The organism is Dongia soli (assembly GCF_034044715.1).
Taxonomy (GTDB): Bacteria; Pseudomonadota; Alphaproteobacteria; order Dongiales; family Dongiaceae; genus Dongia_B; species Dongia_B soli.
The window spans coordinates 16485-33686 of record NZ_JAXCLW010000003.1; the positions used below are offsets into that span (position 1 = coordinate 16485).

Here is a 17202-nt window from a genome sequence, read left to right on the forward strand (position 1 = left end):
TCTGATACTTGGCACCGGTATTACGTCAAATAAAACAAACGTCGTCCTCGACCATGAACTTCCGCAAATCGCACCTGCGTGCCGACCTGGGCAGCGACCTAGTTCGGTCAGGATGCGTAGTTCGAATCTTTCGCATCCAGAAGAATTTTCGACTCATTGAAATGGGCGTAAGCCATTTCTTGCATTGGCGGGTTCCGCCGCGTTGCTAACCACAGCCTGACCCATCGCAACTTCTCCCCTCAAATCGACATTTCAACTGATGCGCCCTGAGCGGCGCCGCCCGTCTGCCTTTTCTGGAGCACGCGCGGCAACCAGGCGGGATCCATCTCCGGCATCGAGGAGAAAAGCAGCTCCGTATATGGATGTCGCGGCGGCGTAAGGATCTGACTTTTCGGTCCTTGTTCGACAATCCTGCCCCGATGCATGACGACAATCCAATCGGAGATCGCCCGGACGGTCGCCAGATCATGCGTGATGAAGATATAGGTGATGCCGATCTGCTGCTGCAGCCGCAGCAACAGCTTGAGGACGCCTTCTGCGACAATCTGGTCCAGGGCTGAGGTCACCTCATCACAGATGATGAGCTCCGGCTCGACAGCCAATGCCCTGGCTATACAGACCCGCTGTTTCTCGCCGCCGGACAACTCGGATGGGAGACGCTCCAATAGCCGCGTGTTCAGCTCGACCATGGACATCAGCTCGGCAACGCGCTGACGGCGCGCCTCGGCGGAAAGGTGCAGATGGCGGTGCAACGGCCGGCACAAAATATCCCGCACCCGGCGCCGAGGATTCAACGCGGTATCCGGCGACTGATAAATCATCTGGATACGCCTGTGTAGCGGTACTGATCGCTGTTTGAAGGCGAACGGCAGCGCCACACCATCGAATTCGATGGTGCCGGCAAAAGCCGGTTGCAATCCCATAATGGTCCGGGCAAGCGTCGACTTTCCCGATCCGGACTCACCGACCACCGCAACGGTCCGCCCGCGCGGAACGTCAAGATTGATCTGGTCGAGGACCTTAAGTGATCTTCCATAGCCGGCATCGATATCGCGCAGCTGCAGAATCGGCTTCGCCGCCAGATTCTCTTGCTTGTCGAGCTTCCGCACCGCCCATAGCGTTTTGGTATAAGCGGCTTCCGGCGCTGCCAGCATTTTCCTCGTTGACGCCTCTTCGACAATCTCGCCATAGCGCAGAACGATGATTCGATCCGCCACTTGGGAAACGACCGCGAGGTCATGGGTGATATAAATCGCTGCGACACCGAATTCATCTACGATTTGCTTGATCGTCGCCAACACTTCGATCTGCGTCGTGACATCGAGTGCGGTCGTCGGCTCATCGAAGATCAGCAAGCCTGGATGGCATGACATCGCCATAACCGTCATGACGCGCTGCAACTGGCCGCCCGAAAGCTGGTGCGGGTATCGCTCGCCAATCTCCTCGGGCTCCGGTAGAGAAAGCTTCCGAAAAAGGCCGACAATCTTATCGCGCAGCTTCTTCTCGCTGCGTTCTCCATGGATGATTGCCGGCTCCTGGCATTGCTCGATAAGGCGGTGGGCCGGATTGAAGGCGGCCGCGGCGGATTGCGCGACATAAGCCAGTTCCGCACCCCATAAAGCGCGCTTGTGGCGTTCCGGTGCAGAAACAAGATCTATGCCCTTGTATCGCACTTGCCCCGATTTGATCCGGCAGCCCGGCCGAACATAGCCGATCGATGCAAGGCCGATGGTCGACTTGCCGGCTCCGGATTCTCCGATCAGGCCCAGAACTTCGCCTCGCTTGAGATCGAAACTGACACCTTTGACGATCTCATGCCAGCTATCGTCGGATTGTCCCTCGACGCGAAGGTCCCTCACTTCAAGTAGCGGACCGGCCTCGTCGAACGCAGGCTTGCGCATCTGTCTATTCCTTCAGTCCGCTCGTGATATGCAAGAACCAGTCGACGACGAAATTGACCCCAATCGTCAGCAGCGCAATCGCGCCGGCTGGCAACAACGGCGTGATATCGCCATAGTTTATGAGCGTCGCATTTTCGCGAACCATCGACCCCCAATCCGCCGTCGGTGGCTGGATGCCAAGCCCGAGGAAGGACAGGGCCGCGATGGTGAGGAACACAAAGCAGAATCGCATGCCGAACTCGGCGATGATCGGTGCCAGGATATTGGGCAGGATCTCCCTGACCATGATCCAGATGGTGCCCTCGCCTTGCAGCCTGGCGGCCTCGACAAAGTCGAGGACGGTGATATTCAGCGCCACCGAACGCGACACCCGAAACAATCTCGTTGAATCGAGAACAGCGATGATCAGGACCAGATTGACGACTGAAGTGCCGAAGATCGACAGGAGCAGCAGCGCGAAGATCAATTGCGGGATGGCCATGATGACGTCGACGAGGCGGCTGAAAAGCTGGTCCACCCATCCGCCGACCGTCGCTGCAAGCAGTCCCAGCCCCGTCCCTAGCACGAAGGCAATGGAGGTCGTCATCAGTGCGACGGAAATCGTGTTCCGCGCACCAAAGATCAGACGTGAAAGCATATCGCGGCCCAGCTGATCGGTGCCGAGCAGGAATTCGTCGCTCCACGGATCGTATTGGCCACCGACAACCTCAGTTTCGCCATGCGGTGCGATCCACGGTGCGAACAAGGCAACCACCAGATAGGCAAGCACGATAACAATGCCGATCCAAGCCGATAACGGGGCCTTCCTTACGTGCCGCCATACTCTCCGCCAATGCGTTCCCGCGGGACCTGCCGCTTTGGATATGGTCATGACTTTTTCTTCAGCAATCATCGGCGGTGCAATAGTTTTGGATTGGTCACGATGCCGATGATGTCGGCAGTCAGGTTGAGCAGGATGTACGTCGCCGCAAAGATCAGCGCGCAAGCCTGCACCACAGGGATGTCCCGGCTGGCCACCGCGCTGACCATTAACTGGCCGATGCCGGGATAGACGAAGACATTTTCCACGATGACAACGCCGACGATCAGATAGGCCAGATTCAGGGCGATCACATTCGCGATTGGTGCCCAGGCATTAGGCAAGGCATGAAAGCAGATAAGGCGAAACCGGCTGGCGCCCTTCAGCCGCGCCATTTCCACATAAGGCGTCGACATGAGATTGACGAGCGCCGTCCTGGTCATGCGCATCATATGGGCCAGCGTGACCAACACCAGGGTCATCGCCGGCAAGGCGCATTTGACAAGATAGTCGCCGATTCCGGAGTCGCTGGAGACGCTGGCCAGGGACGGCAAGAACTGAAACTTCACTGACAGATACAGCATCAAAATATAGGCAATGAAAAATTCCGGAAAGGAGATCCACGCCAAGGAGAACGAATTGACAAAGCGATCGAAAAAGCTGTTGCGATAGAGCGCTGCGAGAACGCCGAGCAAGAGCGCTAAAGGAACGGCGATGACCGCCGCGAGGCTCGCCAGTATCAAGGTGTTCTTCAAGCGCGGAACGATAATGTCCGTGACTGCTCGGTCATGCCCGCCGCCCAGACTGCCGGCGCTCGAAAAAGAGGAGCCGAAATCTCCGTGTGCAACACCTGCCATCCATTCCCAATATCTCTGCGGAGCTGGCTTATCCAAGCCGATCTGGTGTTGAAAAGCCTTCACGGTTTCCGGTGTGGCCGACTGCCCCAGAATCGCCGATGCGAAATCACCAGGCAGCATTTGAATGGCGGAGAAAATGATGGCCGATACTGCAATCAGCGTCAACACGCCCAAGCCTAGCCGTTGCAGGACAATCTTGAGAACTGGGTTCATCAGCGATTTCGGGATCGCAGCGGTCCATCCTCGCGCTCAGCCATTATCTGGCTCAGCGCAGCCCTGCGGCCGCTCGCACTCCCACTCCTCCCTCGTTCCGTTTTTCGGTTTTTTGTTCCGTTATTGAAAATCGTAATGCCCATTCGACTTTGATGTCAACGCATAAGCCTTTTGATTTGCCCGAAGGCGCCAGCACTTAGGACCATTCTCTCCTAGCGGTCAGGCGCGCTTGCATTCTCGACTGGTTTCACGCTCGTTCAATAAGCATAGCGGTGCCCTGCCCAACGCCAACGCACATCGTCGCGATGCCACGCTTCCGTTGAGAGCCGGTCAAGGACCGAGCCAGCGTCCCGATCAGGCGAGCACCGCTCATGCCGAGCGGGTGGCCAAGCGCAATGGCGCCGCCATTTGGATTCACCTGTGGCGCATCATCGGGCAGTCCCAGCTGGCGCATGACCGCGAGGGCCTGGGCTGCGAATGCTTCGTTCAGCTCAATCAGGTCGATATCGCTGATCTGCAATGCCTGTTTTTCCAACAACCGACGCACCGCCGGAACCGGTCCGATTCCCATGACGCGCGGCTCCACCCCTGCGACCGCGAACCGGCTTATCCTGGCTTTGGGTTCAAGGCCAAAACGTTTGACAGCGGCTTCGGACGCGATGATCAGCGCAGCGGCGCCATCATTCACGCCTGACGCATTCCCTGCCGTTACCGTGCCATTGGCTCGGAACGGTGCCTTCAGCTTCGCCAGGCTCTCCAATGTGGTCTCCGGACGCGGATGTTCGTCATCAGAAACGGTGATCGATGTCTTCCTTTGCTCAATTGTGACCGGTGATATCTCCCCGCTGAAGAAACCCGCTGTCTTCGCCTGCTGCGCTCGTTGCTGCGAGCGGAAGGCGAAAAGATCCTGGTCCTCTCGGCTGATGGCATATTCTGCCGCGACGTTCTCAGCGGTTTCCGGCATTGAATCGATGCCATATGCCGCCTTCATCCGCGGATTGACGAAACGCCAGCCAATCGTGGTATCGAAGGTTTCAATCTGACGGGAAAAGGCTTCCGATGCCTTCGCCATAACCAGCGGCGCACGCGTCATGCTCTCAACCCCGCCGGCAATGACCAAATCGGCTTCCCCGGATCTGATGGCGCGCGCCGCCAACGCGACTGCATCCATGCCGGAGGCGCAAAGCCGGTTCACCGTCGAGGCTGGAATAGACGGCGATAAGCCTGCCAACAGCACTGCCATACGCGCGACGTTGCGGTTATCTTCACCTGCCTGATTGGCGCAGCCGAACACCACTTCGTCGACCGTCTCCCAATCCACCGACGGATTGCGCTCCGTCAAGGCAGCCACGACATGTGCTGCGAGATCATCCGGGCGCATGTCGCGCAATATGCCGGCATAGCGCCCGATCGGCGTGCGAATATAATCACAAATATACGCTTCGGTCATGATGGCTATCCTGGGTCAGTTTGCGCGATCATCGATAAGCGTCGCTTCAGTCATGTTTTGCAGCGACTCGAGGCTCAGCCCGGGTACCGTCTCCTTGACACGGAAGCCTTCGACCGCCACGTCAATGACGGCGAGATTGGTATAGATGCGGTGCACCGCCTTCAGCGCCGTCAAGGGATAAGAGCAGCGCTTGACGAGGCGCGGCTTCCCCTCTTTCGTGACATGCTCCATGACAACCCATAGGCGTCGCACCCCAGCAGCGAGATCCATCGCACCGCCGACAGCCGGCGCTGAATCTGCTTCCGAGGTCGCCCAATTGGCGATGTCACCATTCTCGGCCACTTCAAAAGCGCCAAGCACACAGAGATCCAGGTGACCGCCGCGGATGATGGCGAAACTGTCGGCATGATGGAAATAAGCGCCACCCGGTTGCAAGGTCACATGCTGTTTGCCTGCATTGATCAGCCAGGGATCGACATGCTGCGGGTTCGGAGCTCGCCCCATGCCCAGGATGCCGTTCTCTGACTGAAAGATGACTTCCCGATCGCCGGACACTTGATCGGCGATCAAGGTCGGAATGCCGATTCCGAGATTGACATACCATCCTTCGGGAATATCGCGGGCAACACGGGCCGCCATCTGACCGCGTGATAGCGGCTGCCAGTCCTTTTCCGTCATCGCTCTAGCCGCTCCTCAGCTTTTCGGATCGCCGTAAGGCAGATGTATGACACGTTTTACATAGATACCCGGCGTGACGACGATTTCGGGATCGAGCTCACCAAGCTCTTCGATATGCTGCGATTGGGCAATCGTCAGTTTCGCCGCCGTTGCCACGACTGGGTTGAAATTTCGACCACTCGATCGGTAGGTGAGGTTGCCCCACCGATCGGCTCGCCAGGCTTCCACCAAGGCGACATCTCCCGGCAAAGCGCGCTCCATGACATAGCTGCGCCCGTCGAATTCCTGCACAGGTTTCCCGGCGGCAAGCTTGGTCCCCACAGCGGTTGCCGTATAAAAGGCCGGAATGCCGGCGCCGGCGGCCCGCATCCGTTCCGCTAGAGTGCCTTGCGGGACGATTTCGAGCTCGATTTTCCCGGCCTTGAAAAGTTCTTCAAACACAACGGAACCCGCACTGCGCGGGAAACTGCAGATGATCTTTTTGACGCGACCCAACTCCATCAGACGGGCGAGCCCGGCGCGACCGGTACCGGCATTATTGGCAACGATGGTGAGATCCGAGGCGCCCTGCTCGATCAGGCCTTCGATCAGAAGGGCGGGCTGGCCCACGGCCCCGAAGCCGCCGATCAGAACCGTCGAACCGTCCTTGATGCCCTCCATGGCCTCGGCCATGGTCTTGACGATTTTGTTGATCACAGAACCCCCACTTGTAACCGAAGCCTGTCGCTATGACGCTGCGACCGACGAAAGTGACTTGCCGAAAGCATCGATGATCTCGCCGATATCATCGCCTGTCATCGGCGTCGACAAGGCCATCAAGCCGGTCGGTGCCATCAAGATACCGTTGCGCAACATTGCCTGATGCAGCGCGGTCATGCGCTGTTGCTTGGCGCCGTCGGCATAAGACGATCGGTAATCATGCAGCCGCGCCGATCCAAAATGGATGCGCCGAAGCGACCCTGCTCCGGTCACCTGTCCGTCGATTCCCTGCGTCTTGAAAATCTTTTCGATACCGTTCTGCAATTGCTCGCCGAGCCGGTGCAGATAGTCGAATGATTCGGGCGTCAGGAGCCGCAACGCGATCTGACCCGCGACCATGGTCATTGGATTGGCGGTGAAGGTGCCGCCATGCGGAACTGATGGCTTGCCCCGCCGAGGGTCGAAGACAGCCATGATATCGGCATTCCCGCCCAGCGCGCCGACCGGAAAACCACCGCCAATGATTTTCCCAAAAGTCGTCAGGTCCGGTTTGACGGATCCCGCGCCTTGAGCGCCGTTATAGCCGAGCCGAAAGGCGATGATTTCATCGAAGACCAACAGGCTACCGATCTTATCTGCAACGCGCCGCAACATCGCGAGATAGTCCGGACTGGCTTTGATCAGGCCGACACGGTTCGGCATGGGATCGATCAGGATACAAGCGAGACGTTCGGCATGTTCCAGCAACAGCTTTTCGCAGACCTCAACATCATTGAAGGGCAAGACCAGCACATCGCTCAAAACCCCTTGCGGCGTACCCAGGCTGCTGGCGACCGATTGCGGCCGGATCCGCTCGCCCCACCTGTCGGGCGATGCACCTTCGCTGATTTCCGCGAAATCATAGGTGCCGTGATAGGAGCCTTCGCATTTGGCAATCATCGGGCGGCCGGTATAGGCCCGCGCGGCCTTGATGGCCGTCATGACAGCCTCAGTGCCGGAATTCATGAAGCGCACCTGTTCCACACTCTCGACCCGATCGCAAAGCAGTTCGGCCAGATCTATTTCGGCTTCGGTTGGCAATCCGAAGCACATGCCGGATGCGAGCTGCTCTGTGACCGCGGCATTGATGGCAGGGTGATTGTAGCCGTGGATCAGCGAGGTGAAGTTGTTGATGGCATCAATCCGGACGGTCCCATCGACGTCGGTGATGCGGCAACCATCGCCTTTCTGCGCATAGAGCGGATGCGGTTTGAAGAAGACGGTCGTCCTAGTATTGCCGCCGGGCAGCACTTTCAAGGCACGTTCGTAAAGAAGCGCCGACTTCGCCGATGGCATGATGCTGGCATTATCCATTATATGAACTCTTCAGCTTGCGGTTCATCAGCAGGTTTTACCGACCTCTCCCACGATCGGCTGTTTTAGCTTGTCCTTCGCAGCGGCCAGCAGGTAGTTGCCAGCCGCGGCAATCTCATCGACCGAACGTTCTGCCTTCAGCAGACGCATCACCCCAAGGCCGGCAGCGCAGCTCACGGCATGGCCGGAATAGGTATAACCGGTGAAAACGCCGGTCGAAAGCCGCTCGCCCCAGCTTCGCCGGAAAACAAAGTCGCGGCTCATTGGCGGCCTCCCTGTCGCGCGCCTTGCCGGGCGATACGCTGGTCCTGCCAGTCGAAATAGCGCATGGCATAGGGCACAAACCACGGATTGCCGTGATAGAAAGGCATGGTCGGCACTTTTCCCTGGGAAAAAACCGACGGCTTCGTGTCCTTGCCGATAATCTGATTGGCGATCAATTTGCCGAAATAGGTGCCCATCGGCACGCCGGCGAAATTATAGCCAAGCCCGAACCAGATGCCGTCGCGCATGCCAAGATGCGGCATCATGTCGAAGGTGCCTGCGCATTGACCCGACCAGACATGACTGAAGGACACGTCTTTCAGACCCGGCAAGACCCGCAGCATGATTTCGCGCAGCCGGTTCGCCATCTCTGTCGTCGTCGTCAATCGCGATCCGGTCGATCCCCCGAGCAGGATACGGGGTGTATCTGGCGCGGGTCGGACGAAGTCGATGTTAAGATTGCTGTCGATAACCGTGCGTCGATGCGGAATACAAGTCCCCACCAGTTCCTCGGGCAGGATCTCGGTCGCGGCCATGTAGCCGGTGAAGGGAATGACCCGGCGCGCATGCCAGGGAAACTGCCGCGGCGTGTAGCCATTCGTGGCGATGATCACGTTCTTTGCCGTGATGATACCGCGGGAGGTGCTGACCTTGATATCCGGCGTTTGGCCTTCAACCGCCTGGACTTCGGTACGGCCTGCTACTTGTGCGCCCGCCTGCATTGCGCGTTCAAGTAAACCTTTGTGATAAAGTCCTGGATGAAGCGAGCCGAGATCGGGAATGACGACCCCGCCATAATAGCGGTCGGTCGCCAGCTCCTGGCGCTGGTCTGAACGCGGGACCATGTGATAGTCGAAGCCCATATATCGTCGCGTGATCTCGTAATCCTGCGCCATCGCTTCGTAATGCGTGGGTGAGGTTGCGCCGATGAAGCGGCCGGGCTGCGCGATGTGGCACTCGATATTCTCCTCTTTCACGAGGCTGCGCACATATTTCAGTGCAGCATCCAGCTCGTGATAGACGGCCCGGGCGTAAGCCTCGCCGTGGCTTTTCATCAGCGACGGAAAACTTTTCTTCAGCGTGCGCCCGATATAGCCCGCATTGCGCCGCGACGCGCCGAAACCGGGATCTTCCTTGTCGAGAACGATGACATGGCGACCCGCACGTGCCAAAAGCAGCGCAGCCGAAAGGCCGGTATAGCCTGATCCGACAATCACCACATCCGCCCTCGTGGGCAAGGTCTCGGCGGCAATCGGCACCGGCCGGGCGAGATCCCACCAATATGGTTCCGTCTTCATATCGGTCAGCCGTTTCTGAGTGATATCGCCTAGCATTGCCATCTTCGCCCAAGAATGTGTGGATGTTTGAACTCGCCGTATCAATCCCGGCTCTGCAGCGAAATGCGCTCACGGCGGAACGGGACTTCTTCTATCGCTTCCTCGAATTCCCGCGCGAAGCGATGGCCAGCATAAACAGCGTGATAGATAGCGGCGGGTGCGAGGCAATCGCCGATGCGGCTGACAGAGATGTCTCTATCCCGTTTCTCCTTACCGATGGCCTGGAGCAGCGGCTCATAGAGCGCGTCATTGGATTGCCGCGCGGTCAGCATCACAATGGCATCCGCCGCAATCTCGGCGGCGCGGCCCGTATGGATATGGGCAAAGCGCGGCCCCTGGCTATCGAGGCCCGACAGCAGGTGGTGGGTCAGCACGGTAACGCCCAAACTGTCCAGGCGCCGTGCCACGCGCGGCAATTCCAGCGTATTGTACGAGAAGGCAGAAATCTCCGGCGCCGATGTTACCAGTGTCACCTTGCAGCCCATCTGCACAAGCTTTTCAGCGATAACCCCGCCCATATAATAATGGTCCTCGTCATAGATGACGACCGAGCCGCTCACGGACCGGCCGGCCATGATGTCATCCGGTGTCAAGATCGGCAATGTTGACGTGTTTTCCAACGGCCGGTTGCGCAAACGACCGAGACCATCACGCCGCCAAGTCGAGCCGGTGGCAAGTACGATATGGTCAACATCGAGACCCAGGCAGTCTTCGACGCCGAGATCGCTTTCCAGATAAATCCGCACGTTGGGCATTTTCTGCAGCTGGGTGACCCGCCAATCCCGCACCCGGCCCCATTCCCGCAAGCCCGGCAGAGCCGATTCTGCCGTGACGCGGCCGCCAGGCTGGCGTGACTTTTCGGCAAGCGTCACGGCATAGCCGCGATCGCCGAGCGCTCTTGCGCATTCCAGCCCGGCCGGCCCGGCACCGACGACGAGAACATGCTTGTCCGAGGCTTTCGGCTGCATCTTTTCGGGGTGCCAGCCTTTGCGCCACTCCTCGCCCATGGTCGGGTTCTGCGTGCAGCGCAGATTGGCCATCATATAGTGGCTGGAGACACAGATATTGCAGCCGATGCATTCGCGAATATCTTCGTAACGGCCTTCTTCGATCTTCCTTGGAATAAAAGGGTCGGCGATCGACGGCCGCGTGGCGCCGATCATATCGAGAATGCCGCGCCGGATCAGCGATGCCATGGTGTCAGGCGAGGTGAAGCGGCCGACACCGACGACCGGTTTCTTGGTAACCGACTTGATCCGCTTCACGAAGGGTTCGTGTTCGTTTTCACCGGCGAATCTGGATGTCGGCGAATCATCCGCCCAGGTGCCGACGACGACATCCCAGAGATCGGGAAGATCGCACAGCATCTCGATGACGGCCAAGCCTTCATCTTCGACCTGCAGGCCGACATCACCGCACAGCTCGTCGATGATGAGCCGCACCGATACGGCGCATTCGCCCCTCACGCCCTCGCGCGCCTCCTCGATCAGCTCTTTCAGCAGCCGGGCTCGGTTGCGCAAGGAGCCGCCATATTCATCGGTACGCTGATTGCGGGGCGAGAGAAATTGAAAGGCGATGGTCGAGAAGTTCGCATCGACATTGACGATGTCGAAGCCGGCCTGGACGGCACGCCGTGACGCCGCGCGCATCCAGCCGCGCAGGTTTCGGATATCCTGCAAATCCATCGCACGGACCTGGACCGGGAAATACCCGTCCACCGGCCGTGCAATCGGCCCCATCGGCACTTCGCGTGTCAGCTTATTGGCGTTGTAATAAGCCGCATAAGCCAGCTGGACCCCTGCCAGGGCGCCGTGCTCATGGACCGCATCGCACATCAAGGCCAGAGGCGGAATATCGCCATCGTCCCATAGCGTATGCAGGACTTCCGGCATCAGATCAGAGGTCGGATGGATGGAACAGTGCTCGGTATTGACGACCGCCCATCCCCCTTCCGCCTTCATCCCGCGCATTGCCGCATGGGCCTGGGGCCGGAGACCGCCCATGCCATTGCAATGCGGCGGCTGGTAGAACCGGTTCTTGGCAATACGCGGGCCGATGTGAACATGTTCGAAGAGAATGTCAAACCGGCTGTCCCGCGTGCTTCCGATCTCGGCCTTGGCGGACACATCCATGGTGTTCATTGGCGCCCCTGACAGATGATACGGCTATGCGCTATCAGGACTTTCTGACCTTGATCCAGGTCGTCTTCAGGTCGGTATATTTGGCAATCGCATGGATCGATTTGTCGCGCCCGAATCCGGATTGCTTGAAGCCGCCGAAGGGCGAGGTAATGCTGCCTTCGTCGAAGCAATTCACCCAGACGACACCGGCGCGCAGACGCCGCGACGTGGCAATCGCCGTATCGATATTCTGGGTCCAGACGGCGGCGGCCAGACCATAGATCGTATCATTGGCGATGGCGATGGCTTCTTCCTCGGTCTTGAAGCTGATGGTCGAGAGGACCGGGCCGAAGATTTCTTCCTGAGCGATCCTCATCTTGCTGGACACATTGTCGAAAATCGTCGGTTCGATGAAGTAGCCGCCGGAATTCTGCCGCACCTGCTTGCCGCCCAGCCGCAGCTCGGCGCCCTCCTCCTGGCCGATCTTGATGTAGTTCAAAACGCGGCTCATCTGCTGCTTCGTCACCATGGCGCCGGCCCTGCTGCCAGGATCGAGCGGGTCGTTCGGCATCAATGCCGCGCTTTCGGCAATGAGCTTTTCAAGGAACTCGTCCTTAATACTCTCATCGACCAACAGGCGCGAACCGGCATTGCAAACCTCGCCCTGGTTAAAGAAGATGCCCCAGGCCGCAGCCCGCGCTGCGGTATCGAGATCGTCGCAATCCTTCATGACGATATGTGGGGTCTTGCCGCCACATTCCAGCGAGACGCGCTTCATGTTGGACTGCCCGGCATATTTCAGGAAGAGCTTGCCGACCTCGGTCGATCCGGTGAAGGTGACCGCATCGATATCCGGATGCAGACCGATCGCCTTGCCGGCCGTCTCTCCATAGCCCGGCACGACATTGAGAACGCCGACAGGCATGCCGGCTTCCACGGCGAGCTCCGCAATGCGGATGGCCGTCAAAGGCGATTGCTCCGCCGGCTTGAGGACGACGGAATTGCCGGCGGCCAGCGCGGGGCCCAACTTCCAGCACGCCATCAGTAAGGGGAAATTCCACGGAACCACCGCAGCGACCACGCCCAAAGGCTCGCGGGTGATCAGGCTGAGCGCACCCGGCCCGGTCGGCGCGATTTCATCGTAAAGCTTGTCGATGGCCTCAGCCATCCAGACGATGGTGTTGATCGAGGCCGGGACGTCGATTGACAGGCTGTCCGAAATCGGCTTGCCCATATCGATCGTTTCGAGCAACGCCAATTCTTCGGCGTGGTCGCGCATCAGCGATGCCCAGGCCAGCATCTTGCGCTTCCGATCCGCCGGGTCCAGGCGCGACCAGGTGCCGGCTTCGAAGACGCGGCGAGCAACCTCGACGGCACGATCGACGTCTTCCTGCTCACAGGCAGCGACCGATGCGATCACCTGACCGGTGCCGGGATTCACGCAGTCGAAGGTCTTACCGGAAGCCGCGGCGACATAACGGCCGTCAATAAAAGCCTGGGACTTCACCTTCAGCTTTGCAACTGCCTGCGCCCAATCCTTGGTCGGCTGGATTGTCATCGCCTTCTCCTCCCTGATTTACAAATTCCGTTTTTCGGTATATTGTACCGTATAACAGTATGATAATTAGGTCCTCTTTCTTCTGTCAACATGGAAACAGGCCCCGCTCTGCGGCAATCGACAGCCCGGGTTTTTTCTGGCAACTAAGTGTTATTGCAAGAATCGTTAGGATATTCATGGCAACGCAGTTGAATCCGTCGAAGCTTCGAACCGTCGTTGAGAGACGGCGGAAGGAATCAAGCGAGCAGGAGAACAATGCGGCGGCGGATTCGCCGCTGGACCGTTATTTCCGAGTCCTCGAAGTCGTCGCCAATTTTCCAAATGGCGTCACCTTGGTCCAGATGGTGGAAGTCCTCGGCCTGCCTAAAACGACGGTGCACCGGCTGATTAAGGGGCTCGTTGCCTCCGGTGCCTTGGCTGCCCTGACCCCCCGCTACGGACCTTACGTTCTCGGCTCGCGATTTCGCAATATTCTATATTCGGGCATGCCGGATGACTGGATCGACTGGCTGGCACGGCCGATTTTAAAGGAACTTGCAGACAAGACAGGAGAGACCTGTTTCGTCGCTCGCCTCAGCGATTTCAATATCCATTCGGTGGCGATGGTCACGCCGGAAAATGACGTACGCAGTTACGTGGTTCCGGGCAGGACCCTCACGCCGCATGGCGCATCCTCTGCAAAAGCGATCCTTGCGTTTCAACCGGAAGCCATCATCCGGGCGATTTTGCCGTCTCCATTGCCGGCAATCACGGACAATACGAAAACACGCCTCAAGGATTTGCTGAAGGAATACGAGGAAATCCGCGAGACCAATTTGGCCTATTGCGTCGGAGAAGATATCCCGGGTTTTGCAGGAATTGCGTCGCCAATTCATGTTCCGTCAATTGGGGTGAAATACAGCGTGGCGGTAACCGGAACGATCGATGACCTGATCATCAAGAACAAGAAGAAGTATTCTGCTTTGGTGAGGTCGGTTTCGGAACGATTGGCTGCCGCCATGATCATTCGCTTGTCGCAGACAGGGCAAGTTTCGATCTAGGCTCCAGGCGACATCGTTGATTTGCCTCCCTAATGGAGACCCGGCCACGGATATCATCAATCTTCGGGGAAATGGCACGCCAGATTGTGTGCCGGAGTATAGGCGCCCAGCAGCGGCTCCTCGCTGGCGCAGATATCAGCGCTTTTCCAGCAACGGCTATGGAACCGGCAGCCCGAGGGCGGGTCCGCGGGATTTGGCACATCACCTGTCAGAATGATCCGTTGCTTCGGCCCGCGCGATTGCGGCGACGGCACGGCTGAGAGCAATGCCTTGGTGTATGGGTGCGCCGGATGACGATAGAGCTCGTCCCGCGGGGCAATCTCCACGATCTTCCCCAGAAACATAACTGCGACCCGGTCGCAGAGATGGCGAACGACCGACAAGTCGTGCGAGATGAAGAGACAGGTGAGATTGAACTTCGCCTGTAGCTCCTTCAGCAGATTGAGCACCCCCGCCTGGATGCTGACATCGAGTGCGGAGACCGGTTCATCCAGGATCAGCAGGTCCGGTTCGACACTCAAAGCGCGGGCGATGCCGATGCGCTGGCGCTGTCCACCAGAGAGCTGGTGCGGATAGCGTTCCGCATATTCCGGATCAAGCCGAACCAGGCTCAACATTTCCCGCACGCGGTCCGCCATCGCCTTCTTCGAGAGGCCCTGCAACCGCAGCGGCTCGGCAATAACCTGGCCGATGGTCATGCGCGGATGCAGCGAGGCATAGGGATCCTGGAACACGATCTGGATATGGCGCCGCAGCGGCTGCATCTCAGACCGAGTGAGCGGCGCGATATCCTGTCCGCGGAACAGGATCTGGCCGGAGGTCGGCTGCAACAGCCGGACGAGGCAGCGGCCGAGCGTGGATTTGCCGCAGCCGGATTCACCAACGAGGCCCAAGGTTTCGCCACGCGCGATATCGAAGGAAACATCGGATACCGCATGGACATGGCCAACAGTGCGGTCGATCAGGATGCCCGATTTGATCGGGAATTGCTTCACCAGGTGACGCACGGAGAGGATAGGTTCGTCCGGCTCTTCCATCCGGCCGGCTGCGATGGCTTCGCTCATTCCGACGTTTCCTCGTGGCCGGTCGCGGTCGCCGTCAGCACGGTCTCCGCGAAGTGGCAGGCAACGGCGACATCATCAACCGGTCGCAGCGAGGGTTCCTCAGTCGCGCAGATCCCTTGTGCATAATGGCACCGCGGGTGGAAGCGGCATCCCTTCGGCCTGGACGCTAGCGGCGGCAAGCTGCCGGGAATCACGGTAAGCTTGTCCTCGACGCGGTCGATCTTCGGTAGCGAGGCAAGAAGACCATGCGTATAGGGATGATGCGGCCGGTCGAAGACCGCCGGTACCGTGCCCTTTTCGCAGATCCGGCCGGCATACATGATCGCCACCTCATCGGCGATTTCCGCCACGACGCCGAGATCATGGCTGATCAGCACCAGCCCCATATTGCGCTCGGCCCGCAGCCGTTGCAGCAGTTCCATGATCTGCGCCTGGATGGTGACATCGAGCGCCGTCGTCGGCTCGTCGGCGATCAGCAGTTCCGGATCATTGGCCATGGCGATGGCGATCATCACCCGCTGGCGCATGCCGCCGGAAAGCTCATGGGGATATTGCAGCAACCGACGCTCGGGGAACGGGATCGCCACCAGCTTGAGGAGTTCCATGGCGCGCTCGGCCCGGGTGCGCCTGGACAAACCGTGATGGTGAATCGCGATCGCTTCGCCGAGCTGTTGGCCGATCGTCATGACCGGGTTGAGTGACGTCATCGGGTCTTGAAAAATCATCGCGATCCGGTTGCCACGTAGCCGCGAAAGCTCGCGCTGCGACATGCCGATCAACTCGACGCCGCGCAATTTGATCGATCCGCTGACCGTCATCTCCGGCCCTAGCAATCCCATCAGCGCCAGCATGGTGATGCTTTTGCCGCAGCCGGATTCGCCGACTAACCCCAAGGTCTTGCCATCGGCGACAGTGAAGCTCGCTTGGTGCACCACCTCAAGGGATGCACCCGGCGTTCCGAGACCGACGGAGAGGTTGCTCACCTCTAGGAGTGGCGCGTCGCTCATCGCGACCTCGGATCGAGATAGTCGCGCAGGCCGTCACCCAGGAAATTGAAGCCGAGAACGACGGAAAGGATGGCGAGGCCTGGGCCGGCGCAGATCCACCATTGGTAGAAATGCACGGCACCTTCCGAGATCATCGAGCCCCATTCCGGCGTGGGCGGCGATGCGCCGAGACCGATGAAGGACAATGACGCCGCCAACAGGACTACCTGGCCGAAATCCATCGTCGCATTGACCAGGATCGGACTCCAGGTCAGCGGCAGGATATGCGTGACAAGGGTGCGGACATGACCTGCACCGCTCGCCGTGGCCGCTTCCACATGCTCGCGCGACTTTACGCTCAGCACCTGCCCGCGCATCAGGCGTGCATAGGCCGGCCACCAGACGATAATCATGGCGATTGCTGCATTGCGGAGACCCGGTCCCATCGCCGCAGTCACCGCCATGGCCAACAGGATCGGCGGGAAAGACAAGGTGATATCGACCAACCGCATAATCAACCCGTCGATAAAGCCGCCGGCATAGCCGGCGATGGCGCCAAGCAGCGAACCGACAGCTACCGCGGAGGCGATCACCGCGCAGGACATCAGCAGCGAGAAGCGCGCGCCATGCAGCGTGCGCGTCAGCACATCCCGGCCAAGCGCGTCGATGCCGAACCAATGCTCGGCGCTGGGCGGCGACAGGCGGCGGCCGACCATCTCGATCGGATCGTAAAGCGGCCAGCTATCGACGGTAAGCGCGGCAAGGATCCAGAAGATGGTGATCAGCCCGCCGATCAGGACGGGCAGTTTCAGCCAGGCCGGCAGACGTCGAGACCGGGATACGGTTGGAGCTACAGTCGGAGGCGCGGTATCAGTCATATCGG

Annotated in this window: 15 protein-coding genes; 1 reads left to right on the plus strand and 14 read right to left on the minus strand. The window is 59.2% G+C overall.

Going from position 1 to position 17202, the window contains the following annotated elements; all coding sequences use genetic code 11:
• Window positions 1-239 precede the first annotated feature (239 nt).
• From SMD27_RS12270 to SMD27_RS12320, 11 genes are all read right to left on the minus strand, one after another.
• Window positions 240-1901, minus strand: coding sequence for an ABC transporter ATP-binding protein (locus tag SMD27_RS12270; RefSeq protein ID WP_320508696.1), 1662 nt, complete (start codon window positions 1899-1901; stop codon window positions 240-242).
• A gap of 4 nt (window positions 1902-1905) precedes the next feature.
• Window positions 1906-2793: an ABC transporter permease gene (locus SMD27_RS12275; protein WP_320508697.1), complete on the minus strand. Its 888-nt coding sequence runs from the start codon at window positions 2791-2793 to the stop codon at window positions 1906-1908.
• Window positions 2790-3770, minus strand: coding sequence for an ABC transporter permease (locus SMD27_RS12280; RefSeq protein ID WP_320508698.1), 981 nt, complete (start codon window positions 3768-3770; stop codon window positions 2790-2792). Before SMD27_RS12280 ends, SMD27_RS12275 begins: the two co-directional genes overlap by 4 nt.
• A gap of 247 nt (window positions 3771-4017) precedes the next feature.
• Window positions 4018-5220: a 3-oxoadipyl-CoA thiolase gene (gene pcaF / locus SMD27_RS12285; protein ID WP_320508699.1), complete on the minus strand. Its 1203-nt coding sequence runs from the start codon at window positions 5218-5220 to the stop codon at window positions 4018-4020.
• A gap of 15 nt (window positions 5221-5235) precedes the next feature.
• Entirely contained in the window at window positions 5236-5898 is a 663-nt protein-coding gene (locus SMD27_RS12290) for a 3-oxoacid CoA-transferase subunit B (RefSeq protein WP_320508700.1), read from the minus strand.
• Between the two features lie 15 nt (window positions 5899-5913).
• The gene (locus SMD27_RS12295; protein WP_320508701.1) at window positions 5914-6594 is read right to left on the minus strand and encodes a 3-oxoacid CoA-transferase subunit A; all 681 of its coding nucleotides are present in this window, start codon (window positions 6592-6594) and stop codon (window positions 5914-5916) included.
• A 30-nt stretch (window positions 6595-6624) separates the two neighbouring features.
• Window positions 6625-7950, minus strand: coding sequence for an aspartate aminotransferase family protein (locus tag SMD27_RS12300; RefSeq protein ID WP_320508702.1), 1326 nt, complete (start codon window positions 7948-7950; stop codon window positions 6625-6627).
• Between the two features lie 27 nt (window positions 7951-7977).
• Window positions 7978-8214 carry a hypothetical protein gene (locus SMD27_RS12305; protein ID WP_320508703.1) on the minus strand — a complete coding sequence of 79 codons (237 nt, stop codon included), beginning with the start codon at window positions 8212-8214 and terminating at the stop codon, window positions 7978-7980.
• Window positions 8211-9512, minus strand: coding sequence for an NAD(P)/FAD-dependent oxidoreductase (locus SMD27_RS12310; protein WP_320508704.1), 1302 nt, complete (start codon window positions 9510-9512; stop codon window positions 8211-8213). The genes SMD27_RS12305 and SMD27_RS12310 overlap by 4 nt, the downstream gene beginning before the upstream one ends.
• Window positions 9513-9592: 80 nt before the next feature.
• Window positions 9593-11692 (minus strand): oxidoreductase, encoded by a 2100-nt coding sequence (locus tag SMD27_RS12315; RefSeq protein ID WP_320508705.1) that lies wholly within the window; start codon window positions 11690-11692, stop codon window positions 9593-9595.
• Window positions 11693-11726: 34 nt separating this feature from the next.
• The gene (locus SMD27_RS12320; RefSeq protein WP_320508706.1) at window positions 11727-13229 is read right to left on the minus strand and encodes an aldehyde dehydrogenase; all 1503 of its coding nucleotides are present in this window, start codon (window positions 13227-13229) and stop codon (window positions 11727-11729) included.
• Between the two features lie 59 nt (window positions 13230-13288).
• Here SMD27_RS12320 and SMD27_RS12325 point away from each other — a divergent pair, with 59 nt between their 5' ends.
• Window positions 13289-14269, plus strand: a complete 981-nt coding sequence (locus tag SMD27_RS12325; protein WP_320508707.1) for an IclR family transcriptional regulator — start codon at window positions 13289-13291, stop codon at window positions 14267-14269.
• 56 nt (window positions 14270-14325) lie between these two features.
• On the opposite strand, the gene SMD27_RS12330 is transcribed toward SMD27_RS12325, so the two are convergent.
• Genes SMD27_RS12330 through SMD27_RS12340 form a run of 3 tightly spaced genes read right to left on the minus strand, consistent with a single transcriptional unit; the run spans window position 14326 to window position 17197 of the window.
• Window positions 14326-15333 (minus strand): ABC transporter ATP-binding protein, encoded by a 1008-nt coding sequence (locus SMD27_RS12330; protein ID WP_320508708.1) that lies wholly within the window; start codon window positions 15331-15333, stop codon window positions 14326-14328.
• A complete protein-coding gene (locus tag SMD27_RS12335) occupies window positions 15330-16340 on the minus strand; it encodes an ABC transporter ATP-binding protein (RefSeq protein WP_320508709.1) in 1011 nt (336 codons plus the stop codon). The genes SMD27_RS12330 and SMD27_RS12335 overlap by 4 nt, the downstream gene beginning before the upstream one ends.
• On the minus strand, window positions 16337-17197 hold the full coding sequence (locus SMD27_RS12340; protein ID WP_320508710.1) for an ABC transporter permease: 861 nt from the start codon (window positions 17195-17197) through the stop codon (window positions 16337-16339). Before SMD27_RS12340 ends, SMD27_RS12335 begins: the two co-directional genes overlap by 4 nt.
• Window positions 17198-17202: the final 5 nt, after the last annotated feature.

Coding starts and splice junctions, on each gene's coding strand:
- SMD27_RS12290 (WP_320508700.1), bottom strand. CDS start 5,898: ATGACGGAAAAGGACTGGCAGCCGCTATCACGCGGTCAGATGGCGGCC.
- SMD27_RS12280 (WP_320508698.1), bottom strand. CDS start 3,770: ATGAACCCAGTTCTCAAGATTGTCCTGCAACGGCTAGGCTTGGGCGTG.
- SMD27_RS12340 (WP_320508710.1), bottom strand. CDS start 17,197: ATGACTGATACCGCGCCTCCGACTGTAGCTCCAACCGTATCCCGGTCT.
- SMD27_RS12325 (WP_320508707.1), top strand. CDS start 13,289: ATGATAATTAGGTCCTCTTTCTTCTGTCAACATGGAAACAGGCCCCGC.
- pcaF (WP_320508699.1), bottom strand. CDS start 5,220: ATGACCGAAGCGTATATTTGTGATTATATTCGCACGCCGATCGGGCGC.
- SMD27_RS12330 (WP_320508708.1), bottom strand. CDS start 15,333: ATGAGCGAAGCCATCGCAGCCGGCCGGATGGAAGAGCCGGACGAACCT.
- SMD27_RS12315 (WP_320508705.1), bottom strand. CDS start 11,692: ATGAACACCATGGATGTGTCCGCCAAGGCCGAGATCGGAAGCACGCGG.
- SMD27_RS12320 (WP_320508706.1), bottom strand. CDS start 13,229: ATGACAATCCAGCCGACCAAGGATTGGGCGCAGGCAGTTGCAAAGCTG.
- SMD27_RS12310 (WP_320508704.1), bottom strand. CDS start 9,512: ATGAAGACGGAACCATATTGGTGGGATCTCGCCCGGCCGGTGCCGATT.
- SMD27_RS12335 (WP_320508709.1), bottom strand. CDS start 16,340: ATGAGCGACGCGCCACTCCTAGAGGTGAGCAACCTCTCCGTCGGTCTC.
- SMD27_RS12275 (WP_320508697.1), bottom strand. CDS start 2,793: ATGATTGCTGAAGAAAAAGTCATGACCATATCCAAAGCGGCAGGTCCC.
- SMD27_RS12300 (WP_320508702.1), bottom strand. CDS start 7,950: ATGGATAATGCCAGCATCATGCCATCGGCGAAGTCGGCGCTTCTTTAC.
- SMD27_RS12270 (WP_320508696.1), bottom strand. CDS start 1,901: ATGCGCAAGCCTGCGTTCGACGAGGCCGGTCCGCTACTTGAAGTGAGG.
- SMD27_RS12305 (WP_320508703.1), bottom strand. CDS start 8,214: ATGAGCCGCGACTTTGTTTTCCGGCGAAGCTGGGGCGAGCGGCTTTCG.